Source organism: Pseudomonas sp. R25(2017), assembly GCF_002112565.1.
GTDB lineage: Bacteria > Pseudomonadota > Gammaproteobacteria > Pseudomonadales > Pseudomonadaceae > Aquipseudomonas > Aquipseudomonas ekonensis.
This window is the reverse complement of record NZ_NEHZ01000007.1, coordinates 110,630-131,914: the sequence shown is the minus strand read 5'-3', so window position 1 is coordinate 131,914 and position 21,285 is coordinate 110,630. Positions and strand designations below refer to the sequence as shown.

Annotated in this window: 27 protein-coding genes; 10 read left to right on the top strand and 17 right to left on the bottom strand. The window is 65.4% G+C overall.

Translation table 11 applies throughout. The features are described 5' to 3' along the window. The first annotated feature begins 170 nt into the window (after positions 1-170). The 4 genes from ftsY (at position 171) to rpoH (ending at position 4,426) form a co-directional block, all read left to right on the top strand. Positions 171-1,769 carry a signal recognition particle-docking protein FtsY gene (ftsY, locus tag CAG31_RS11105; protein WP_085580880.1) on the top strand — a complete coding sequence of 533 codons (1,599 nt, stop codon included), beginning with the start codon at positions 171-173 and terminating at the stop codon, positions 1,767-1,769. Next, entirely contained in the window at positions 1,766-2,437 is a 672-nt protein-coding gene (gene ftsE / locus CAG31_RS11100) for a cell division ATP-binding protein FtsE (RefSeq protein WP_085580878.1), read from the top strand. Before ftsY ends, ftsE begins: the two co-directional genes overlap by 4 nt. Beyond that, on the top strand, positions 2,434-3,459 hold the full coding sequence (gene ftsX / locus CAG31_RS11095; protein ID WP_085580876.1) for a permease-like cell division protein FtsX: 1,026 nt from the start codon (positions 2,434-2,436) through the stop codon (positions 3,457-3,459). Before ftsE ends, ftsX begins: the two co-directional genes overlap by 4 nt. Before the next feature lie 112 nt (positions 3,460-3,571). Then, positions 3,572-4,426 (top strand): RNA polymerase sigma factor RpoH, encoded by an 855-nt coding sequence (gene rpoH, locus CAG31_RS11090; protein WP_085580874.1) that lies wholly within the window; start codon positions 3,572-3,574, stop codon positions 4,424-4,426. A gap of 196 nt (positions 4,427-4,622) precedes the next feature. On the opposite strand, the gene mtgA is transcribed toward rpoH, so the two are convergent. Continuing rightward, positions 4,623-5,345: a monofunctional biosynthetic peptidoglycan transglycosylase gene (gene mtgA, locus CAG31_RS11085; RefSeq protein ID WP_085580872.1), complete on the bottom strand. Its 723-nt coding sequence runs from the start codon at positions 5,343-5,345 to the stop codon at positions 4,623-4,625. A 74-nt stretch (positions 5,346-5,419) separates the two neighbouring features. On the opposite strand from mtgA, the gene CAG31_RS11080 reads away from it, so the two are divergent. The 4 genes from CAG31_RS11080 (at position 5,420) to trmB (ending at position 7,662) form a co-directional block, all read left to right on the top strand. Further along, positions 5,420-5,800: a DUF423 domain-containing protein gene (locus CAG31_RS11080; RefSeq protein ID WP_085580870.1), complete on the top strand. Its 381-nt coding sequence runs from the start codon at positions 5,420-5,422 to the stop codon at positions 5,798-5,800. Positions 5,801-5,871: 71 nt separating this feature from the next. After that, the gene (gene thiS / locus CAG31_RS11075; RefSeq protein ID WP_170929948.1) at positions 5,872-6,072 is read left to right on the top strand and encodes a sulfur carrier protein ThiS; all 201 of its coding nucleotides are present in this window, start codon (positions 5,872-5,874) and stop codon (positions 6,070-6,072) included. A gap of 60 nt (positions 6,073-6,132) precedes the next feature. Continuing rightward, positions 6,133-6,927, top strand: a complete 795-nt coding sequence (locus CAG31_RS11070; RefSeq protein WP_085580868.1) for a thiazole synthase — start codon at positions 6,133-6,135, stop codon at positions 6,925-6,927. Positions 6,928-6,936: 9 nt separating this feature from the next. Next, on the top strand, positions 6,937-7,662 hold the full coding sequence (trmB, locus tag CAG31_RS11065) for a tRNA (guanosine(46)-N7)-methyltransferase TrmB (RefSeq protein WP_085580866.1): 726 nt from the start codon (positions 6,937-6,939) through the stop codon (positions 7,660-7,662). Positions 7,663-7,793: 131 nt separating this feature from the next. Here trmB and CAG31_RS11060 read toward each other — a convergent pair whose 3' ends face one another. The 10 genes from CAG31_RS11060 to CAG31_RS11015 all read right to left on the bottom strand — a co-directional run bounded on the left by CAG31_RS11060 (position 7,794) and on the right by CAG31_RS11015 (position 14,822). Further along, positions 7,794-8,117 carry a DUF3392 domain-containing protein gene (locus tag CAG31_RS11060; RefSeq protein ID WP_011336381.1) on the bottom strand — a complete coding sequence of 108 codons (324 nt, stop codon included), beginning with the start codon at positions 8,115-8,117 and terminating at the stop codon, positions 7,794-7,796. Between the two features lie 22 nt (positions 8,118-8,139). Beyond that, a complete protein-coding gene (gene hemW, locus CAG31_RS11055) occupies positions 8,140-9,345 on the bottom strand; it encodes a radical SAM family heme chaperone HemW (RefSeq protein WP_085580864.1) in 1,206 nt (401 codons plus the stop codon). Then, positions 9,342-9,938 (bottom strand): RdgB/HAM1 family non-canonical purine NTP pyrophosphatase, encoded by a 597-nt coding sequence (gene rdgB / locus CAG31_RS11050; protein WP_085580863.1) that lies wholly within the window; start codon positions 9,936-9,938, stop codon positions 9,342-9,344. The genes hemW and rdgB overlap by 4 nt, the downstream gene beginning before the upstream one ends. Then, positions 9,935-10,369 carry a DUF4426 domain-containing protein gene (locus CAG31_RS11045; protein ID WP_085580861.1) on the bottom strand — a complete coding sequence of 145 codons (435 nt, stop codon included), beginning with the start codon at positions 10,367-10,369 and terminating at the stop codon, positions 9,935-9,937. Before CAG31_RS11045 ends, rdgB begins: the two co-directional genes overlap by 4 nt. 26 nt (positions 10,370-10,395) lie before the next feature. Next, the gene (metW, locus tag CAG31_RS11040) at positions 10,396-11,016 is read right to left on the bottom strand and encodes a methionine biosynthesis protein MetW (RefSeq protein ID WP_085580859.1); all 621 of its coding nucleotides are present in this window, start codon (positions 11,014-11,016) and stop codon (positions 10,396-10,398) included. Positions 11,017-11,023: 7 nt separating this feature from the next. Next, complete coding sequence (locus CAG31_RS11035) at positions 11,024-12,163, bottom strand: homoserine O-acetyltransferase (protein WP_085580857.1); 1,140 nt, start codon at positions 12,161-12,163, stop codon at positions 11,024-11,026. Positions 12,164-12,396: 233 nt separating this feature from the next. Further along, positions 12,397-12,690, bottom strand: a complete 294-nt coding sequence (locus tag CAG31_RS11030) for a DUF167 domain-containing protein (RefSeq protein ID WP_085580854.1) — start codon at positions 12,688-12,690, stop codon at positions 12,397-12,399. Then, on the bottom strand, positions 12,690-13,277 hold the full coding sequence (locus tag CAG31_RS11025) for a YggT family protein (RefSeq protein WP_085580852.1): 588 nt from the start codon (positions 13,275-13,277) through the stop codon (positions 12,690-12,692). Before CAG31_RS11025 ends, CAG31_RS11030 begins: the two co-directional genes overlap by 1 nt. Positions 13,278-13,301: 24 nt before the next feature. Then, positions 13,302-14,120 carry a pyrroline-5-carboxylate reductase gene (proC, locus tag CAG31_RS11020; protein ID WP_085580850.1) on the bottom strand — a complete coding sequence of 273 codons (819 nt, stop codon included), beginning with the start codon at positions 14,118-14,120 and terminating at the stop codon, positions 13,302-13,304. A 9-nt stretch (positions 14,121-14,129) separates the two neighbouring features. Then, complete coding sequence (locus CAG31_RS11015) at positions 14,130-14,822, bottom strand: YggS family pyridoxal phosphate-dependent enzyme (protein WP_085580848.1); 693 nt, start codon at positions 14,820-14,822, stop codon at positions 14,130-14,132. A gap of 56 nt (positions 14,823-14,878) precedes the next feature. On the opposite strand from CAG31_RS11015, the gene CAG31_RS11010 reads away from it, so the two are divergent. Continuing rightward, entirely contained in the window at positions 14,879-15,913 is a 1,035-nt protein-coding gene (locus tag CAG31_RS11010) for a type IV pilus twitching motility protein PilT (protein WP_085580846.1), read from the top strand. Positions 15,914-15,957: 44 nt separating this feature from the next. Here the strand turns inward: CAG31_RS11010 and CAG31_RS11005 are convergent, their stop codons facing one another. Then, positions 15,958-16,575, bottom strand: coding sequence for a C40 family peptidase (locus CAG31_RS11005; protein WP_085580844.1), 618 nt, complete (start codon positions 16,573-16,575; stop codon positions 15,958-15,960). Positions 16,576-16,823: 248 nt separating this feature from the next. Here CAG31_RS11005 and CAG31_RS11000 point away from each other — a divergent pair, with 248 nt between their 5' ends. Beyond that, positions 16,824-17,255, top strand: a complete 432-nt coding sequence (locus CAG31_RS11000; RefSeq protein ID WP_085580842.1) for a TM2 domain-containing protein — start codon at positions 16,824-16,826, stop codon at positions 17,253-17,255. Positions 17,256-17,295: 40 nt separating this feature from the next. On the opposite strand, the gene CAG31_RS10995 is transcribed toward CAG31_RS11000, so the two are convergent. The 5 genes from CAG31_RS10995 to CAG31_RS10975 all read right to left on the bottom strand — a co-directional run bounded on the left by CAG31_RS10995 (position 17,296) and on the right by CAG31_RS10975 (position 21,190). Further along, positions 17,296-18,567: a dihydroorotase gene (locus tag CAG31_RS10995; protein WP_085580840.1), complete on the bottom strand. Its 1,272-nt coding sequence runs from the start codon at positions 18,565-18,567 to the stop codon at positions 17,296-17,298. Beyond that, on the bottom strand, positions 18,564-19,568 hold the full coding sequence (locus tag CAG31_RS10990; RefSeq protein WP_085580837.1) for an aspartate carbamoyltransferase catalytic subunit: 1,005 nt from the start codon (positions 19,566-19,568) through the stop codon (positions 18,564-18,566). Before CAG31_RS10990 ends, CAG31_RS10995 begins: the two co-directional genes overlap by 4 nt. Positions 19,569-19,595: 27 nt before the next feature. After that, positions 19,596-20,099 (bottom strand): bifunctional pyr operon transcriptional regulator/uracil phosphoribosyltransferase PyrR, encoded by a 504-nt coding sequence (gene pyrR, locus CAG31_RS10985; protein ID WP_085580835.1) that lies wholly within the window; start codon positions 20,097-20,099, stop codon positions 19,596-19,598. Positions 20,100-20,180: 81 nt separating this feature from the next. Continuing rightward, positions 20,181-20,618 (bottom strand): Holliday junction resolvase RuvX, encoded by a 438-nt coding sequence (ruvX, locus tag CAG31_RS10980; RefSeq protein WP_085580833.1) that lies wholly within the window; start codon positions 20,616-20,618, stop codon positions 20,181-20,183. Beyond that, complete coding sequence (locus CAG31_RS10975) at positions 20,618-21,190, bottom strand: YqgE/AlgH family protein (RefSeq protein ID WP_085580831.1); 573 nt, start codon at positions 21,188-21,190, stop codon at positions 20,618-20,620. The genes ruvX and CAG31_RS10975 overlap by 1 nt, the downstream gene beginning before the upstream one ends. Positions 21,191-21,285: the final 95 nt, after the last annotated feature.

Sequence of the window (21,285 nt, the reverse complement as noted above, 5' to 3'; positions counted from 1 at the left end):
CGATTTTGCCGGTTTAGTCCTTCGTTAAGACGATTCTTTTGAGGTGCCGCGGGCGCCTCGACAACAGGTTGCGCGTGAACAAGCTGGATCAAACACAGTCTGTTCTGCATCGAATATTCAATTGCCGGGGCGCCTGATGGCGCGTCGCTACCGTGAGATAGCCGTCCTCCATGTTTGGTTCCAACGACGACAAGAAGAACCCAGCTGCCGCTGGCGAGAAGAAAAGCCTGTTCGGATGGCTGCGCAAGAAGCCGGCGGCCGAACAGCCGGCGGCCGCGCCTGAGCCGGCCCCGGCGCCCGTAGCGCCAGAGACGCCGGTTGTCCCGCCGGTCGCCGAGCCCCTATCGCAGCCAGTGCCGCAGCCGTCGGCCCAAGCCGCGCCTGAACCTGCTGCTGCCCCTGAGCTGCCGTTGGCCCCGGCCAAAGAGCCCTGGCTGACCCTGCCCGTGGCGGAAGAGCCGGTGGCGCTGGTCGAAGAGACCGTGGCCCACGTGACGCCGCCGATCCCAGCGGCGCCTGCCGCTTTCGCCCCAGAGCCGGTGGCGGCGCCGGTCGTTCCTGAGGTGCCGGTGGTGGCCGAGCCGGCCGCTCCCGTCGTTCCTCCCGCAACCCCTTACGTAGCCCCTCCCGTAGCGCCTCACGTAGCGCCTCACGTAGCCGCGCCGGTTGCGCCGGCCGTCGAAACGCCCGAGCCTGCACCTGCACCTGCACCTGCACCTGCACCTGCACCTGCACCTGCACCTGCACCTGCACCTGCACCTGCACCGGTTGCCGTGGCGCCGGTCGCTGTCGCGGCCGTCGAAGCGCCGGCCGAACCGCCGCGCACCGAAGAAGCCAAGGCCGGTTTCTTCGCCCGTCTCAAGCAAGGCCTGTCCAAGACCAGCGCCAGCATCGGCGAGGGCATGGCCAGCCTGTTCCTCGGCAAGAAAGCCATCGATGACGACCTGCTCGACGAGATCGAGACCCGCCTGCTGACCGCCGACGTCGGCGTCGAGGCCACCTCGGTGATCATTCAGCGCCTGACCCAGAAGGTCGCCCGCAAGGAGCTGGCCGACGCCGACGCGTTGTACAAATCCCTGCAGGCCGAACTGGCCGCGATGCTCAAACCGGTCGAGCAGCCGCTGAAGATCGCCTCGCAGGCCAAACCGTACGTGATCCTCGTGGTCGGCGTGAACGGCGCCGGCAAGACCACCACCATCGGCAAGCTGGCCAAGAAGCTGCAGCTGGAAGGCAAGAAGGTCATGCTGGCCGCCGGCGACACCTTCCGTGCCGCAGCGGTGGAGCAGCTGCAGGTCTGGGGCGAGCGCAACCGGATCCCGGTGATCGCCCAGCACACCGGCGCCGACTCGGCCTCGGTGATCTTCGACGCCGTGCAGGCCGCCAAGGCCCGGGGCATCGACGTGCTGATCGCCGACACGGCCGGTCGCCTGCACACCAAAGACAACCTGATGGAAGAGCTGAAGAAGGTTCGCCGGGTGATCGGCAAGCTCGACGCCGACGCGCCGCACGAAGTGCTGCTGGTGCTCGACGCCGGCACCGGCCAGAACGCCATCAACCAGGCCAAGCAGTTCAACCAGACCGTCGCATTGACTGGCCTGGCCCTGACCAAGCTCGACGGCACCGCCAAGGGCGGGGTGATCTTCGCCCTGGCCAAGCAGTTCGGCCTGCCGATCCGCTACATCGGCGTCGGTGAGGGCATCGACGACCTGCGCACCTTTGAAGCCGAACCCTTTGTCCAGGCCTTGTTTGCCGAGCGGGAGCGTTCATGATTCGATTCGAACAGGTCGGCAAGCGCTACCCGAACGGTCACGTCGGCCTGCATGAGCTGAGCTTCCGTGTCCGCCGTGGCGAATTCCTGTTTGTCACCGGCCATTCCGGCGCCGGCAAATCCACCTTGCTGCGCCTGCTGCTGGCGATGGAGCGTCCCACCAGCGGCAAGCTGCTGTTGGCCGGGCAAGACCTGAGCACCATCAGCAACGCGCAGATCCCGTTCCTGCGCCGGCAGATCGGCGTGGTCTTCCAGAACCACCAGCTGCTGTTCGACCGCACGGTGTTCAACAACGTCGCGCTGCCGCTGCAAATTCTCGGGCTGTCCAAGGCCGAGACCGCCAAGCGCGTCGACTCGGCGCTGGAGCGCGTGGCGCTGTCGGACAAGGCCGACCTGTACCCGGGCGACCTCTCCACCGGTCAGCAGCAGCGCGTGGGCATCGCCCGCGCCATCGTTCACCGTCCGGCCCTGCTGCTGGCGGACGAACCCACCGGTAACCTCGATCCGCGCCTGGCGGCCGAGATCATGGGCGTGTTCGAAGACATCAACCGTCTGGGCACCAGCGTGCTGATCGCCAGCCACGACCTGGCCCTGATCGCCCGCATGCGTCACCGCATGCTCACCTTGCAGCGCGGCCGATTGATCGGCGACGGGGAGGCCGGCGTATGAGCGCGACTCGCAGTCCGAAGGTTTCCGAACGGGTGGCCCCCAAGGCCGCCGATCCGCAGCCGCCGAAGAAAAAGGCCAGCCATGACGATGACGGCCCGGATTTCGCCACGCTGTTCCGCGCCTGGCTCGAAAGCCACCGGGCCAGCTGGGTCGACAGCCTGCGCCGCCTCGGCAAGCAGCCGATCGGCAGCTTCTTCACCTGCATGGTGATGGCGGTGGCGCTGAGCCTGCCGATGGGCCTGTCGCTTCTGCTGAACAACATCGAACGCCTGGGCGGCTCGTGGCAGCGGGCGGCGCAGATTTCGCTGTACCTGCAGCTCGACGCCAGCCCGGAGCAGGGCGAGTCGCTGCGTGACCGGATCAAAGGCATGCCGGGCGTCGCCGAGGCCGAGTACGTCGGTCGCGACCAGGCGCTGGAAGAGTTCCAGCAGCAGTCCGGCCTGGGCGAGGCCCTGCGCGAGCTGCCGGAAAACCCGCTGCCCGGCGTGGTGCTGGTGACGCCGAAGGAAGTCGACAAGGCAAACCTGGAAGCATTGAGACAAACACTTTCCGAACTGCCCAAGGTACAGCAGGCGCAACTTGATCTAGTCTGGGTCGAGCGTCTGGCCGCCATCCTCAAGCTGGGCGACCGTTTCGTGTTCGGGCTGACGGTGCTGCTGGTTTCCGCATTACTTTTGGTGATAGGCAATACCATTCGTCTTCATATCGAAAACCGCCGCACAGAGATAGAAGTGATTAAACTCGTCGGCGGCACCGACAGCTATGTGCGGCGTCCCTTCCTTTATATGGGGGCGTTGTACGGTTTCGGTGCGGGGGTTCTGTCCTGGGGCGTCCTGGCGTTCGGCCTGGACTGGCTGAACGACGCGGTGGTCGGGCTGGCCGGCCTGTACGGCAGCGATTTCGCGCTGGCCGGCGTGCCGGTCGCCGACGGTCTGTCGCTCTTGCTTGGCGCGGTGCTGTTGGGTTATATCGGTGCATGGATTGCAGTCGCACGTCATCTCAGGGAGCTGGCGCCGAAGTAGAATCTTTTTGCGCGTGATTGACCTCACGGTTTCAAGGGGAACTTGTTCAGCGGTTCCCGGTCAATTTTCGCAGTGCCAATGGCACGAGTATGTAAGTGGGAGGTTTTTTCGCATGACCAATTCTTTGCAGCCTGCGTACGCGTTGGTTCCGGGTGCGAACCTGGAAGCCTATGTGCACACCGTCAACAGCATTCCGTTGCTGTCGCCGGAGCGGGAGCGTGAACTGGCCGAGAGTCTCTACTATGAGCAGGATCTTGAGGCGGCTCGGCAGATGGTGCTCGCCCACCTGCGGTTTGTCGTACACATTGCCCGCAGCTATTCCGGCTACGGTCTGGCCCAGGCCGACCTGATCCAGGAAGGCAACGTCGGCCTGATGAAGGCCGTGAAGCGTTTCAACCCGGAAATGGGCGTTCGTCTGGTGTCCTTCGCGGTGCACTGGATCAAGGCCGAGATCCACGAGTTCATCCTGCGCAACTGGCGGATCGTGAAGGTCGCGACCACCAAGGCCCAGCGCAAGCTGTTCTTCAACCTGCGCAGCCAGAAGAAGCGTCTGGCCTGGCTGAACAACGAGGAAGTCCACCGTGTGGCGGAAAGCCTCGGCGTCGAGCCGCGGGAAGTGCGTGAGATGGAAAGCCGTCTGACCGGCCACGACATGGCCTTCGACCCGGCCGCGGAAGCGGACGACGACAGCGCTTTCCAGTCGCCGGCCAACTATCTGGAAGACCACCGGTACGACCCGGCCCGTCAACTGGAAGACGCCGACTGGAGCGACAACTCCAACCACAACCTGCACGAAGCGCTGGAAGTGCTGGACGAACGCAGCCGTGACATCCTCTACCAGCGCTGGCTGGCGGAAGAGAAGGCCACGCTGCACGACCTGGCGCAGAAGTACAACGTGTCGGCCGAGCGTATCCGTCAGCTCGAGAAGAGCGCGATGAACAAGCTCAAGTCGTCGATTGCCGCATGACCGGCCGCCCGGCATAAGAAAGCGCCCCGATCAGTGATGATCGGGGCGTTTTCGTTTGTGGTCTTGTTCGGGTTGGGCTGTGCCTGGGCTGACGCCATCGCCAGCAGGCTGCCTCCCACATGGGGGAGGGCAGTTGTATGCAGCTCCGTGTTCGCCGCAGGATCCTGTGGTAGCCAGCCTGCTGGCGATGTCGGCCTTACTGGGTCCAGGGCGCCCGGCGCGAATCGTTCAGGCCCAGCAGATAGCTGTCTCCGCCCAACTGGTTCATCTGCTGGCGGATCCAGCTCGCCCGGCGCAGGACGTACGGGCTCGGGCGGCTGGCGCTCCAGGCCCGCGGGTTGGGCAGCACGGCGGCGAGCAGGCTGGACTGCTGGCGCGACAGCGAGCGGGCGCCGGTGCCGAAGTGATGCCGTGCCGCCGCCTCGGCGCCGAACACGCCGTCGCCCCACTCCGCGCTGTTCAGGTACACCTCAAGGATCCGCTGCTTGGGCCAAAGCACTTCGATCAGCGCGGTGAACCAGGCCTCCAGCCCTTTGCGCAGGTAGCTGCGGCCCGACCACAGGAACAGGTTCTTCGAGACCTGCTGGCTCAGCGTGCTGGCGCCGCGGATCGAGCCGCCCAGTTCGTTGTGGGCCAGCGCCGCGCGGATCGCGCTGATGTCGAAGCCCCAGTGCTCGGGGAATTTCTGGTCTTCCCCGGCGATCACCGCCACCTTGAGGTCGTCGGAGATCTCGTCCCACGGTTTCCAGGTGCGCTGCAGGTCGATGGGCTCGCCGTCGACCCAGGACTCGACCTTGCGTTCGACCATCAGCGCCGTGCCCGGCGGCGGCACGAAGCGGAACAGCACGACCAGCAAGACACTGCCGCCCGCGAACCAGAGCAGCGCCTTCGACAGGCGACGGAAAAATGAACGCAGCATAGAGATGGCTTGGCCGAACCGGATGAGCGGGCCATTATACAGACCCTGCCGACCGAGTCTGACTGGAGTTCTTCATGCTGCGTAGCTTTCTGATGCTGGCCGCTTTTTTCGGCTTCACCGGTGTCGGCCTGGGCGCGTTCGCCGCCCACGGCCTGAAAAGCCGCCTGACCCCCGAGTACCTGGCGATCTTCCACACCGGCGTCACCTATCAACTGGTTCACGCCTTGGCGCTGTTCGGCGTGGCGCTGCTGGCCACCCAGGTGCCGGGGCGTCTGGTCGCCTGGGCCGGTGTCTCGTTCAGCATCGGCATCCTGCTGTTCTCCGGCAGCCTGTACCTGTTGACCACCGTCGGCATCGGCAAGCTCGGCATTATTACCCCGTTCGGCGGCCTGGCCTTCCTGGTCGGCTGGGTGTGCCTGGGGCTGGCCGCCTGGCGTTTGCCGCTGACCGCTTGACGCTTGGTGCTGACCTTTAGGTCATGATCGGGCTAGAATGCCAGCCCCTAAAAATGATGGCGGCATCGCGCATGCGCATTCAGTTGAACGGCGAATCCTATGAACTGCCCGACGGTGAGACCGTTGCGGCCCTGCTGACCCGTCTGGAACTGACCGGACGCCGGGTGGCGGTCGAGCTCAATCTGGATATCGTCCCGCGCAGCCAGCATGCCGAGACCACGCTCAACGACGGCGACAATGTCGAAGTGGTGCACGCCATCGGCGGCGGCTAGTCCCGCCGGCCCCGTGGCCCGGCCATCCTGCAAGACCCTCACCTTTGAAGAGGATTTCCCATGAGCATCGTTCGCAGCGACAAGCCTTTCGTTCTGGCCGGTCGTACCTACCAGTCGCGTTTGCTGGTCGGCACCGGCAAGTACCGTGACATGGAAGAGACCCGTCTGGCCATCGAGGCCTCGGGCGCCGAGATCGTCACCTTCGCCGTGCGTCGCACCAACCTCGGCCAGATCGAGGGCGAACCGAACCTGCTCGACGTGCTGTCGCCGGACCGCTATTCCTTCCTGCCGAACACCGCCGGCTGCTACGACGCGGTCGAGGCCGTGCGCACCTGCCGCCTGGCCCGTGAGCTGCTCGACGGCCACAACCTGGTGAAACTGGAAGTGCTGGCGGACCAGAAGACCCTGTTCCCCAACGTGATCGAAACCCTCAAGGCCGCCGAAACGCTGGTCAAGGAAGGCTTCGACGTGATGGTCTACACCAGCGACGACCCGATCGTCGCCCGCCAGCTGGCGGAAACCGGCTGCATCGCGGTCATGCCGCTGGCCGGCCTGATCGGCTCGGGCCTGGGGATCTGCAACCCGTACAACCTGCAGATCATCCTGGAAGAGGCGAACATCCCGGTGCTGGTGGATGCCGGTGTCGGCACCGCTTCCGACGCCGCCATCGCCATGGAACTGGGCTGCGACGCCGTGCTGATGAACTCGGCCATCGCCCACGCCCAGCAGCCGGTCATGATGGCCGAAGCCATGAAACACGCGATCGTCGCGGGCCGCCTGGCCTACCTCGCCGGCCGCATGCCGAAAAAACTCTATGCCAGCGCCTCTTCGCCGCTGGATGGTCTGATCAAGTAAGAGCCATTGATGACTGAATCGAACGACACGCCAATCCAGACGGAAGAAGGCGACGAGCGCCAACACCGCCGCATCAAGAGTTTCGTGATGCGCGCCGGACGCATGACCGAAGGCCAGCAGCGCGGCCTGGAGCAGGGCGCGCCGAAGTTCGTGCTGCCGCTGGCCGACGCACCGGTGGATTACGATCAGGTGTTCGGCCGCTCGGCGCCGCGCTCGCTGGAGATCGGCTTCGGCATGGGCCACTCGCTGCTGGAAATGGCGGCGGCGGCGCCGGAGCAGGACTTCATCGGCGTGGAGGTTCACCGTCCGGGTGTCGGCGCGTTGCTCAACGGCGTGCTGACCCAAGGCCTGAGCAACGTCCGCGTCTACGACTGCGATGCGATCGAAGTGCTCAACCGCTGCGTGGCCGACAACAGCCTCGATCGCCTGATGCTGTTCTTCCCGGACCCTTGGCACAAGAGCCGTCACCACAAGCGCCGCATCGTTCAGGCGTCCTTCGCTGAGCTGGTGCGCAGCAAGCTGAAGGTCGGCGGCATCCTGCACATGGCCACCGACTGGGAGCCGTATGCCGAATACATGCTGGAAGTGATGAATGTCGCCCCGGGCTATCGCAACCTCGCCGAAGACGGCAAGTGCGTGCCGCGCCCGGCCGAACGTCCGATCACCAAGTTCGAACGCCGCGGCGAACGTCTTGGGCATGGCGTGTGGGACCTGAAGTTCGAAAAGCAGTCCTGATTCAGGCTGTAGATAAACCTGTGGGAGCTGGCTTGCCAGCGATGACGGCATAACATTCAACATCATCGTCGACTGTTGCGCCCCCATCGCTGGCAAGCCCGCTCCCACAAGTTTTTATGGCGTACTCAAAGTCAGCGGCGATCCGCGACCACGCCGATCAATACGAGCACCACCAGCAACACCGGCGCCAGGCTGTAGTTGTTGAACTGGCTCAGCCCCTTCACGACCCACGGCGTGGCGTAGATCAGCGCCGCGCCGCTGCCGATCATGCACAGCAGGGCCATCAGCGGGACGCGCAAGGCGCCGGCGATGCTGCCCAGGCGTTGCTCGACCCAGCCCTTGAAGTCGGCGCCGAACAGCACCAGCAGGCAACCCACCAGCGCCAGGGCGATTTCCGAAAGGTTGCTGCGGCTCCACCGGGAGACGGTGGCGAGCAGGTCGAGTATCAGATCCATGCGGGTTTCCTTAGGGCTGAAATCAGCTCAGAAATGTCTGCAGCAAGTCGTTGAGAAAGAGTTGTCCGCGCTCGGTGGCCGCCAGACGTGACGGTTCGACCTGCAGCAGGCCGCTTCGTTCGGCTTCGCGGCGGCCTTCGGCCAGCGTCTCCAGCGGCAGGCCGGTGCGTTCCGGGTACAGGCGCGATTCGACGCCGGCGGTCAGGCGCAGGGCGTTCATCAGGAATTCGAACGGCATTTCGTCGTCGGTCAGGGCCTTCTCGCCGGCCTGAAAGCTTTTGGCCGGGTTGAGGTAGTCCTTCGGCAGGCGGGTTTTCCAGGTACGCACGATGCGCCCGTCCGGATGGCTGAGCTTGCCGTGGGCGCCGGCGCCGATGCCGATGAAGTCGCCGAAGCTCCAGTAGTTGAGGTTGTGCCGCGCCGCCCGGCCGGGCTGGGCATAGGCCGAGACTTCGTACTGCGCGTAGCCATGCTCGGCCAGCAGCGCCTGCCCGGCTTCCTGGATGTCCCACAGGGTGTCGTCTTCCGGCAGCACCGGCGGCTGGTTCCAGAACACCGTGTTCGGCTCCAGCGTCAGCTGATACCAGGAAATGTGCGTCGGCTTCAGCGCGATGGCCTGGCGCAGATCGCTCAGGGCATCGTCCAGTGACTGGTCCGGCAAGCCGTGCATCAGGTCGAGGTTGAAGTTATCGAACCCGGCCTGGCGCGCCATGCCGGCGGCACGCACCGCTTCGTCACCGTTGTGGATACGGCCAAGGGCCTTGAGCTTTTCCTGCTGGAAGCTCTGGATACCGATCGACAGGCGATTGATCCCCAGTTTGCGGTAGGCGACGAACTTCTCTTGCTCGAAAGTCCCGGGGTTGGCTTCCAGGGTGATTTCGATGTCCTCGGCAAACGGGATGCGTTGTTTGACGCCTTCGAGCAAGCGGCCCAGTGCTTCGGCACTGAACAGGCTCGGCGTACCGCCGCCAAAGAAGATCGAACTCAACTCACGGCCGTACACCGCGTGCAGATCCTGATCCAGGTCGGCAAGCAACGCGTCGACGTATTCCTGTTCCGGCAGCACCGGGCTGGCGGTGTGGGAGTTGAAGTCGCAATACGGGCATTTGCGCACACACCACGGGATGTGGATGTACAGCGCCAGGGGCGGCAGCGTCGGCAACGGCGCCCGAGGCGAAGAGGCGGCGCCACCGACGATCAGTGGCGACGCAGAAGAATCACGGGTCATTTCAAGCCCAGACGCTGGCGCAGCAGATCCATTGCACGGGCGCGGTGGCTGATCTGGTTCTTGTCGCTCGGGCTCAGTTCGGCGCTGGACACGTTACGCTCCGGCACCCAGAACAGCGGGTCGTAGCCGAAACCGTGTTCACCGCTGGCGGCGGTCAGGATGCGCCCTTGCCACAGGCCTTCGCAGAGGATCGGCAGCGGATCGTCGGCGTGACGCACCAGCGCCAGCACGCAGACGAACTGTGCGCCGCGCTCGGCTTCAGGCACATCCTTCAAGGCGTCGAGCAGTTTGGCGTTGTTCGCCGCGTCGCCCTTGCCGTCGGCGTAGCGCGCCGAGTAGATGCCCGGCGCACCGCCGAGGAAATCCACCGCCAGACCCGAATCGTCGGCCAGCGCCGGCAGCCCGGAGATGCGCGCGGCATTACGGGCCTTGAGGATCGCGTTCTCGACGAACGACAGGCCGGTCTCTTCCGGCTCCACGCTGCTGAACTCGCCGATCGAGCGCAATTGCACCGAGTCGCCGAGCATGGCCTGGAGTTCCTTGAGTTTGCCGGCGTTATGGCTGGCCAGTACGAGTTGCTTGAGGTTCATCATTCGCCGGGGAAAAGCTCTTGGTTGAAATTGATGGTGTTGATCTTGTCACCGTTCTGCACCTTGATTTCGAAGGTGCGGGTTTCCTGCTGTTCCACCGGGTACTGGGCAATGTAATAGATCGCGCCCTGTTCGGTGACCTGACGGAAATTCAGGGTCACGGTCTGGCTGGTCAGGTCTTTCACTGTACCGGTGACGTTGGCGATCAACGGTTTGCCGTCCTTGATTACCGAGACATTGATCACGCCCTGATTCTTGCTGCGGATCAGTTCGGCAGCCTTGGCGATGTCCGGTTGCAGGTACGTCGAGTTGAAAGTGTTGTAGTGCACCGTCACGTCGCCGAAGGTTTCCTGGCGCTCGCTCTTGATGGCATCGGCTGCCACGGCCGACAGGCTCAGGCAGGCGGCCAACAGCGTGGTAATCAGGCGTCCCATGTTCGTTCTCCTCGCAATGTCGTGGTTCAGACCGCGATTCTGTGATCCTGCAGCGCCGGGCTGCTGACGCGGTAGATGCCGATCTCACCTAACAGATTAGGCCATAGCTTACTGGCCCACCCGTGGCGGTGCTGTTGATCCACGGCAAGCCGATCAATGACCTTCGCCTCACGTTCGCGGCAAAGTTCCTCAAAGTCCTCGAAGGTGCAGAAGTGGATGTTCGGCGTGTTGTACCAGGTGTACGGCAGGAACTCCGACACCGGCATCCGCCCCTTGCTCGCCAGGTACCAGCGGCAGCGCCAGTGGCCGAAGTTGGGGAAGGTGATGATGCACTGGCGGCCGACCCGCAGCATTTCGTCGAGGATCTTGTCCGGGTAGTGCACCGCCTGCAGGGCCTGGGTCATCACCACGATGTCGAAGCTGTTGCTGGCGAAGTTGCCCAGGCCCTTGTCCAGGTCCTGCTCGATGACGTTGATGCCCTTGGCCACGCACTCGGCAATGTTGTCCGGGTCGTTTTCCAGACCGTAGCCGGTGACCTGCTTGTGGTCGCGCAGCCAGGTCAGCAGTTCGCCGTCGCCGCAGCCGAGGTCGAGCACGCGGCTGCCGGCGGGGATCCATTCCTGGATGATTTCCAGATCGGCTCTCATGTCTTCCTCAAAGCGTGATGCGGTTCATGTAGTTGCCGAACGCCTGCAGATAGCGCGGGATCGGAATCAGGAAGGCGTCGTGGCCCTGGGGCGCGTCGATCTCCAGGTAGCTGACGTCCTTGCGCGCCGCCATCAGCGCGTCCACCAGTTCCCGCGAGCGGGCCGGGGAGAAGCGCCAGTCGGTGGTGAACGACATCACGCAGAACTTGGCCTTCGCGCCTTCGAAGGTTTTCGCCAGGTTATCGTCGAAGTTCGCCGCCGGATCGAAGTAATCCAGCGCCTTGGTCATCAACAGGTAGGTGTTGGCGTCGAAGCGGCCGGAGAACTCTTCGCCCTGATAGCGCAGGTAGCTTTCGACCTGGAATTCGACGCTGTGGAAGTCGTAGTTGAGCTTCTCGCTCTTGAGGCCCCGGCCGAATTTCTCGCCCATGGAGTCGTCGGACAGGTACGTGATGTGCCCGACCATCCGCGCCAGCATCAGGCCGCGCTTGGGGATCACGCCGTGTTCCTGGAACGAGCCGCCGTGGAACTCCGGGTCGGTGAGGATCGCCTGGCGCGCCACTTCGTTGAAGGCGATGTTCTGCGCCGACAGCTTGGGCGCCGAGGCGATGGCCAGGCAGTGGCGCACACGGTCCGGGTAGGTGATGGTCCATTGCAGCGCCTGCATGCCGCCGAGGCTGCCGCCGATCACCGCCGCCCACTGGGTGATGCCGAGGCGGTCGGCCAGGCGCGCCTGGCTGTGCACCCAGTCTTCGACGGTGAGCACCGGGAACTCGGCGCCGAACGGCTTGCCGGTGTCCGGGTTGACGCTGCTCGGGCCGGTGGAGCCGTTGCAGCCGCCGAGGTTGTTCAGGCTGACCACGAAGAATTTGTTGGTGTCGACCGGCTTGCCGGGCCCGATGCAGCTGTCCCACCAACCGGGCTTGCGGTCGTCGGGGCTGTGGTAGCCGGCGGCGTGATGGTGGCCGGACAGGGCGTGGCAGATCAGCACGGCGTTGCTCGCTTGGGCGTTCAGCGTGCCGTAGGTTTCGTAGATCAGGTCGTAGGCGGCCAGCGAACGGCCGCAGGCCAGGGCCAGCGGTTCGCTGAAGTGCGCCGTTTGCGGCGTCACCAGACCAACAGAATCGGGGGGAAAGGCAGCTGGCATCGACCCTGCTCTCGTTGAAATGAGGCGTAAGTCTAAAGACCGGTGGGGTCAGCGGCAAGCAACCGTCGGGCCTGATTTCACCCGTTGGGTGGGCGTTGTGAAACCCTGCGTCGCAATTGTGGTGCCGCTCAAACGGTGGGAGCCAGCCTGCTGGCGATGGCGCCTTCGCAGACGCCATCGCCAACAGGCTGGCTCCCACAGGAATCTCGGTCTGATGCTGTCGGGGCGGTGGGTCAGGCCGGACGCACCAGCCCCGGCAAGTCGGGCAATGTCTTGGGCGAGCACACCCGCACCCGCTTCTGCCGGTTCAGCTCGCCGGCGACCAGGCTGACCTGGCTCTTGGAGACCCCGAACGCCTTGGCCAGGAATCCCATCAGATAGGCATTGGCCTTGCCTTCGACCGGCGGCGCGGTCAGGCGGATCTTCAGGCGGTCGCCGTGCAGCCCGGCGAAATCATCGCTGCGGGCTGCAGGTTGCAGGTGGCACTCCAGGATCAGGTCGTCGCCGTCCCAGCGGAACCAGGCCATCAGATCAGGCCGAACAGTTCCCGCGGCATCAGGGTGTAGTAGGCCAGGCGCGGGATCAGCCAGCTCTGCAGCAGTTGCAGGACGATGAAGGCGAAGATCGGCGAGATGTCCAGGCCGCCCAGGTTCGGCACCAGGCGGCGGAACGGCGCGAGCACCGGCTCCGTGATCTGCTGAACCAGCTCGGCGCCGGGGTTGTGGCTGCCCGGCGCGACCCAGGACAGCACCACGCTGATGATCATGGCCCAGAACAGGATCTTCAGGAACAGCGCGAAGATGCCTATCAGCGCCCACGGCACCAGGAACAGCACATCGACCTTGTAGCCGCTGAGCAACAGGATCACGGCGAACAGCAGCATCTGCACCACGAGGGCCAGCACCAGCGACGACATGTCCAGGCCGAACAGGCTCGGAATGAACCGGCGCAGCGGCTTGAGCAGCGGTTGGGTGGCCTTGACCACGAACTGGCAGAGCGGGTTGTAGAAGTTCGCCCGCACCAGTTGCAGGATGAAGCGCATCAGGACGACCAGCAGGTACAGGCTGCCCAGGGTCTGGATCACGAAAATGGCAGCGTCGTTGAGTCCAAGCATTGTTGATTCCTTATGAAGTGCTGATCAGCGGCCCAGTTGCTCGGCCATTTCGGCCGAACGGTGCGCGGCGGCGCCGAGGGCCTTTTCCACCAGGGCTTCGAAGCCGTCGGCCTGGAACGATTTGATGGCGGCTTCCGTGGTGCCGGCCGGCGAGGTCACGCGGCGGCGCAGTTCGGCGGCGTCGACGTCGCTGGACACGGCCATGTGCGCGGCGCCCAGGGCGGTCTGCAGGGTCAGGCGCTCGGCGGTTTCCTTCGGCAGGCCGAGCTTGACGCCGGCGGCGGTCATGGCTTCGATCAGCAGGAAGAAATAGGCCGGGCCCGAGCCGGACACGGCGGTCACGGCGTCCAGTTGCTGCTCCTGCTCCAGCCACAGGGCGATGCCCACGGCGGACAGCAGTTCTTCGGCCTGCTGGCGCTGCGCGGCGCTGACGGCGGCGGTGGCGTACAGGCCGCTCACGCCCTGGCGCAGCAGCGCCGGGGTGTTGGGCATGCAGCGCACGATCGGCTGCTCGCCGAGCCAGGCGGTCATGCTGGCGCAGGTGATGCCGGCGGCGATGGACACCACCAGCTGGTTCGGCTTGAGGCTCGGGCGGATCGCTTCGCACACGGCCTTCATGGCCTGGGGCTTGACCGCCAGCACCACCACGTCGGCGCCGTCGATGGCCTGGGCGTTGTCGGCGAAGGTGTCGATGCCGTGTTCGGCGCTGACCCGGGCGCGGGTCTCTTCGCCCGGATCGCTGGCGCGGATCCGTCCCGCTTCCAGACCCTTGGCCCGCAGGCCGCCGATCAGGCTGGCCGCCATGTTGCCGGCACCGATAAAGGCAATGCGTGTATCGCTCATGTCAGGTCCTTATTGAGAAATGTGGCCGTAGTCGCGGGCGCCGAACAGGGCGGTGCCGATACGGACCCAGGTGGCGCCCTGGGCGATGGCCGACTCGAGGTCGTGGCTCATGCCCATGGAAAGGGTGTCGAGGGGCAGGTCGAGGCTGGCCTGCAAGCGCTGCACGGCGGCGAAGGCGGCGTCCTGGGCGGCCCGGTCTTCGGTCGGCTCGGGGATCGCCATCAGCCCGCGCAGCTTCAGGCGCGGCAATTGGCTGATGGCCTGCGCCAAGGCGGGCAGGTCGGCCGGGGCGCAGCCGGACTTGCTGGCTTCGCCGCTGACGTTGACCTGGATGCAGATGTTCAGCGGCGGCAGGTCGGCCGGGCGCTGCTCGGACAGGCGTTGGGCGATTTTCAGACGGTCCACGGAGTGCACCCAGGCGAAATGCTCGGCGATCGAGCGGGTCTTGTTCGACTGAATGGGGCCGATGAAGTGCCAGATCAAGGGCAGGTCGGCCAGTTCCTGCTGCTTGCCCAGGGCTTCCTGCAGGTAGTTCTCGCCGAAGTCCCGCAGGCCGGCGGCATAGGCTTCACGCAGGGCCCGGGCGGGTTTGGTCTTGCTCACGGCCAGCAGCCGGACGCTGTCTTCGCCGCGTCCGGCGGCCTGGGTCGCGGCCTGGATGCGCGACCCGACGTTGAAAATGTTGTCTGCTATCGTGGACATCAAGAGGCGCCGGCGGTCTGAGGGTTCGCGGCATTCTACTGGAATTGGGGGACGCTATGGATATCACCGAACTGCTGGCCTTCAGCGCCAAACAGGGCGCTTCCGACCTGCACCTGTCGGCCGGCCTGCCGCCGATGATCCGCGTGGACGGCGACGTGCGGCGGATCAATCTGCCGGCGCTGGACCACAAGCAGGTGCACGAACTGATCTACGACATCATGAACGACACCCAGCGGGTGGACTTCGAGAAACATCTGGAAACCGACTTCTCCTTCGAAGTGCCCGGCGTCGCGCGGTTCCGGGTCAACGCGTTCAACCAGAACCGCGGCGCCGGCGCGGTGTTCCGCACCATCCCGTCCAAGGTGCTGACCATGGAGGACCTGGCCATGGGCGACGTCTTCCGCAAGATCACCGACGCCCCACGCGGCCTGGTGCTGGTGACGGGGCCCACCGGTTCAGGCAAGTCCACCACCCTGGCGGCGATGATCGACTACCTCAACACCCACCGCCACCATCACATCCTGACCATCGAAGACCCCATCGAATTCGTCCACGAATCGCGCAAATGCCTGATCAATCAGCGTGAAGTCCATCGCGATACCCGCAGTTTCGCCACGGCCCTACGTTCGGCGCTGCGCGAAGACCCGGACGTGATCCTGGTGGGCGAGATGCGCGACCTGGAAACCATCCGCCTGGCGCTCACCGCCGCCGAGACCGGGCACCTGGTGTTCGGCACCCTGCACACCACTTCGGCGGCGAAGACCATCGACCGGGTGGTGGACGTGTTCCCCGGCGACGAGAAATCGATGGTGCGCTCGATGCTGTCCGAGTCGTTGCTGGCGGTGGTGTCGCAGACGCTGATCAAGAAGATCGGCGGCGGGCGGGTGGCGGCCCACGAGATCATGCTCGGCACCTCGGCGATCCGTAACCTGATCCGCGAGGACAAGGTGGCGCAGATGTACTCGGCGATCCAGACCGGCGGGTCGCTGGGGATGCAGACCCTGGACATGTGCCTGAAGGAGTTGGTGACCAAGGGGTTGATCAGCCGCGAGCATGCGCGGGAGAAGGCGCGCACGCCGGACAATTTCTGAGGGGGAGGAGTGCGGTGAGGGAGCAGGCTCCCTCACGGCGGGGCTCAGCGCTGGACGACGCGCATCTGCTTGGGTTCTTTGGGCAGTACGCGCTTGGCGACGACGTAGTGCTGTTCCCAGTACGGCTTGTTCAGCGTGTCGATGCTCACGGCCTTGCCGCGGCGCGGGGCGTGGATGAAGCGGTCGTTGCCCAGGTAGATGGCGACGTGGTTGACCCGGCGGCTCTTGATGTTGAAGAAGATCAGGTCGCCCGGCTTCAGGTCCTTGCGCTCGACCTTCTCGCCATGGCCGCTGGCCATTGCGTTGGAGGTGCGGGGCAGGTCGAAGGTGGCGTCGTTGAACGCGTACTTCACCAGGCCGCTGCAGTCGAAGCCTTTGCTCGGGCTGCTGCCGCCCCAGCGGTACGGCGTGCCGAGGACGTTCACCGCGCGGCTCAGGACGTTGCTGCTTTCCTTGTTCGCCATCGGCGGCACGACCTTGCTGTGGCCGTTGCTGCTGAGCGTGGTGTGCTTGCTCTGCTTGCCCTTGTTCGACGGAGCAGACGCATGGGATTTGGGGGTGTAGCCGTTGACGTTGGGAAGTCGTTGCTCACGGTTGGTGGCGTGGGCGGCCAGTGGCATCAGTAGGCAAATGGTCAGCCATGTCTTGAAAAATGGACGCATTAGGCAGGGCTCTTGTGTGTTAGCGCGCAACTTTATAACAGCTTTTTTGTCCCTTCCGAGGCCGTTGGTCGATTCGAACAGGGGGCAACGGAACCAAACAAGCGGCAAATGGACGCCATTGTCGGACAGAAGTCAGGTGCTATAAGGCTTTGACGGGGAACACGGTAGCATTTGCCGTACGTCGGCTACCTGTAAAAAAGTCACAAAGAATTAAAGAATATTTATCTATTGCGTGAATCGAGGTCTTCATGAACCGCTATCAACCGCCGGGCGCGAACCAGGACACCCACAGCAAAGTGATCGGCTACCTGCTGTGGATTTTCGGCTTCACTGGCGCTCACCGCTTCTATTACGGCAAGCCCGTGACCGGGACGATCTGGTTCTTCACCTTCGGCCTGCTCGGCATCGGCTGGCTGATCGACGTGTTCCTGATCCCGGCGATGGACCGCGAGGCCGACCTGCGCTTCACCGCCGGCCCCATCGAATACAACGTGGCGTGGATCCTGCTGACGTTCCTCGGGGTGTTCGGCGTGCACCGCATGTATCAGGGCAAGTGGATCAGCGGATTGCTGTACCTGCTGACCGGCGGGCTGTTCTTCATCGGTGTGCTGTATGACTTCTGGACGCTGAACGACCAGGTTTCGCTGCGTAACCAGCAGAACCGCAGGGCCTTCCAGTGAAACGAATTGCGGCGAGGGAGCAAGCTCCCTCGCCGCAGGGTTACGCCTGGTGGCTGATCCGGCCGTCCACCAGGGTGTAGCGCACCACGCCCGGCAGGCTGTGGCCGATGAACGGGCAGTTCTCGCCCTTCGACAGCCAGGCTTCGCCGGCCACGGTCGACGCCTTCGGATCGAACAGCACGATGTCCGCCGCGCCGCCCACCTCCAACTTGCCCGCCGGCAGGCGCAGGGCCTCGGCAGGGCCGGCGCTCAGGCGCGCCAGCAGGGTCGGCAGGTCCAGCAGACCGTCCTCCACCAGTGTCATCGCCAGCGGCAGCAACAGCTCGACGCTGCTGATGCCCGGTTCGGTGGCGCCGAACGGCGCCAGTTTGGCGTCGCGCTCGTGGGGCTGGTGATGGCTGGAGATCGCCGAGACCACGCCGGACTTCACCGCTTCGCGCAGGCCGTCGCGGTCGGCGCGGGTGCGCAGCGGCGGCTGGACGTGGTAGAGGCTGCTGAAGTCGATCAGCGCCTCGTCGGTGAGGATCAACTGATACAGCGCCACGTCCGCCGTGACCTTCAGGCCGCGGGCCTGGGCCTGGGCGATCAGCGCCACGCCCCGGGCGCTGGTGAGCTGGCTGAAGTGCGCGCGCACGCCGGTCTGCTCCACCAGCAGCAGGTCCCGGGCCAGGGCCACGGTCTCGGCGGTCTCCGGGATGCCCGGCAGGCCGAGGAAACTGGCGGTGGCGCCTTCGTGGGCCAGGCCGCCGTCGGCCAGGTCGTGGTCCTGGGAGTTGAAGATCACCGTCAGGTCGAAGGTCGCGGCGTAGTCCAGCGCCCGGCACAGGGTGCGGGTGTTGCCGAAGCTCTTGAGGCCGTTGCCGAACGCCACGCAGCCGGCGTCGCGCAGGGCCGCAAGCTCGGCCAGTTGCTCGCCGTCCAGGCCTTTGCTCAGGGCGCCGATGGGGAACACCTTGGTGTTGCCGGCCTCGCGGGCGCGGTCGAGGATCAGTTCGGCCACGGCGGAGGTGTCGAGCACCGGTTTGGTCTTCGGCGGGCAGCACAGGCTGGTCACGCCGCCGGCCGCCGCCGCGCGGGTTTCGCTGGCGATGGTGCCTTTGCGGCTGTAGCCCGGCTCGCGCAGGGCGACGTTGAGGTCCACCAGCCCCGGAGCGGCCACCAGGCCTTGGGCGTCGATGGTTTCCACGGCGGCGAACCCCGCCGGGGCGGCGCCGAGGGCGACGATCTTGCAGGCTTCGACGTGAATGTCGGTGACGCGGTCCAGGCCGCTGGCCGGGTCGATGACGCGTGCGCCGAGAATGCTGAGCTTCACTGGGCGTTCTCCTGCTCGAATTGGCGCTGGGCGGTCTGTCCGCTCATGGCCATGGACAGCACGGCCATGCGGATCGCGATGCCGTAGGTGACTTGGTTGAGGATGACCGAGTGCGGGCCGTCGGCCACCGCCGACTCGATCTCCACCCCGCGGTTGATCGGTCCCGGGTGCATGACGATGCAGTCGGGCTTGGCCCCGGCCAGGCGCGCGGTGGTCAGGCCGAACAGGCGGTAGAACTCGCCCTCGCTCGGCAGCAGGCCGCCGGTCATGCGCTCGCGCTGCAGGCGCAGCATGATCACCACGTCGACGTCCTTCAGGCCTTGGGCCATGTCGGTGTAGACCTTCACGCCGTACTGCTCGATGCCGATCGGCAGCAGGGTCTTGGGCGCGATCACGCGGATGTCCCGGCAGCCGAGGGTCTTGAGGGCGAGCATGTTCGAGCGCGCCACCCGCGAGTGCAGGATGTCGCCGACGATGGCCACCGAGAGGTTCTCGAAGCTGCCCTTGTGCCGGCGGATGGTCAGCATGTCGAGCATGCCCTGGGTCGGGTGGGCGTGGCGGCCGTCGCCGCCGTTGATGATCGCCACCTGCGGGCAGACGTGCTCGGCGATGAAGTGCGCGGCGCCGGAGTCGCCGTGACGCACGACGAACATGTCGGCGGCCATGGCTTCCAGGTTGCGCAGGGTGTCGAGCAGGGTTTCGCCCTTGCTGGCCGACGAGGTCGACACGTTCAGGGTGATCACGTCCGCCGACAGCCGCTGGGCCGCCAGTTCGAAGGTGGTGCGGGTGCGGGTGGAGTTCTCGAAGAACACGTTGCACACGGTCTTGCCGCGCAGCAGCGGGACTTTCTTCACCGCCCGGGCGCCGACTTCGAGGAACGAGTCGGCGGTGTCGAGGATTTCCGTCAGCAGCTCGCGGCGCAGGCCGTCGAGCGAGAGGAAGTGGCGCAGCTGGCCCTGGTCATTGAGCTGCAGCGGGCGCTTGGTGTCTAGAGGCGTCATCGCGAAGGGGACTCTCAATAGGGCGGATTAAAAGGCAAGGTCTTGCAGTTCGAGGTTCAGCTCAGGGCCGGACAGCTTGACCCGCTCGTGGGCGGCCAGCTTCAGCGTGGCGCCGACCACGTTCGGGCGGATCGGCAGCTCGCCGGCGTCCAGGTCCAGCAGGCAGACCAGGGTCACGCTGGCCGGGCGGCCGTAGTCGAACAGTTCGTTCATGGCGGCGCGGATGGTGCGCCCGCTCATCAGCACGTCGTCGATCAGCACCAGGTGCTGGCCTTCGATCTCGAAGGGCAGGGCCGAGGGGCGCACCTGCGGGTGCAGGCCGTTCTGGCTGAAGTCGTCGCGGTAGAAGGAGACGTCCAGGGTGCCGAGCGGCGCATCGCTGCCCAGTTCCTTGAGCAAGGCCTGGGCGACCCAGACGCCGCCGGTGCGGATGCCGATGAAACGCGGCTCGCCGATGCCGCGCGCGTCCAGGTGCGCCTTGAGGCGGGTCGCCATCTGGCTGATCAGATCGGCGGGATTGGGCAGGCTCATGGTTGCTCCTTCTCGGGGGCGGGCCGGCGCGTGTGGACGGCGGCCCGGGTCGTAGCCAAAAGAAAAGCGCCGAAGCGCTTGTCAGGATTCAAACAATGCGGTGTTTTCGTCGAGCCAGCCCTGCAGCAGCAGGGCGGCGGCGATGGCGTCCACCGGGTTGTCGCGGTAGCTGCCCTTCTGGCCGCCGCGGGCCATCCGCTCGCCCTTGGCCTCGAAGGTGGTCAGGCGTTCGTCGTGGGTATAGAAGGGCAGGTTGTAGCGGCCGTTGAGGCGGCGGCCGAACTTCTCGGCGCGCTCGCACATCTCGCTGGGCGTGCCGTCCATGTTCAGCGGCAGGCCGACCACCACGGCGTCGGGTTTCCATTCCTTGATCAGCGCTTCGACCTGGTTCCAGTCGGGCACCCCGTTCTGCGCCCTCAGGGTGCACAGCTCGCGGGCCTGGCCGGTGATGACCTGGCCGACCGCCACGCCGATCGAGCGGGTGCCGTAGTCGAAGCCGAGGATAAGGCGCAAAGCCATCAGGCGTGCCCCGCCTGGCTGGTCAGCAGGCTCAGGTTGATGCCCAGGTGCTTGGCGGCGGCTTCCAGGCGCAGGTCGCTGCGGGTGCTGAACAGGACGTCGGCGTCGTACGGGCAGGTCAGCCAGGCGTTGTCGGCCAGTTCGGCTTCAAGCTGCCCCGCTTCCCAGCCGGCGTAGCCGAGGGTGATCAGGCTCTGTTGCGGGCCGACGCCGTCGGCGATGGCGAACAGCACGTCCTGGGAGGTGGACAGCGCCAGGTGGCCGTCCAGTTCGACGGTGGCCTGGAAGGTCTGCCCCGCCGGATGCAGGACGAAGCCGCGGTCGGTCTGCACCGGGCCGCCGATGTAGATCGGCACGTGCTGGCAGCGTGCCGGCGGTTCGATGTCCGGGCGCAGCTGCTCCAGGATGTCGGCCAGGTTCAGCTCCTGCGGTCGGTTCACCACCAGCCCCATGGCGCCATTGGCCGTGTGCTCGACGATGTAGGTCAAGGTGTGGGCAAAGTTGGGGTCGGCCATGTGCGGCATGGCGATCAGGAAGTGATGCTTGAGGTAGCTGGGGCTGACGTTTTTCATGTGCGCTAGTGTGGCGGTCAAGGGGCGAACTGACAAGCCGGGGATGCTGACAAGTGCGCCCTGCGGTGCCCTTGATGGCGTCTTTGCGGGCAAGC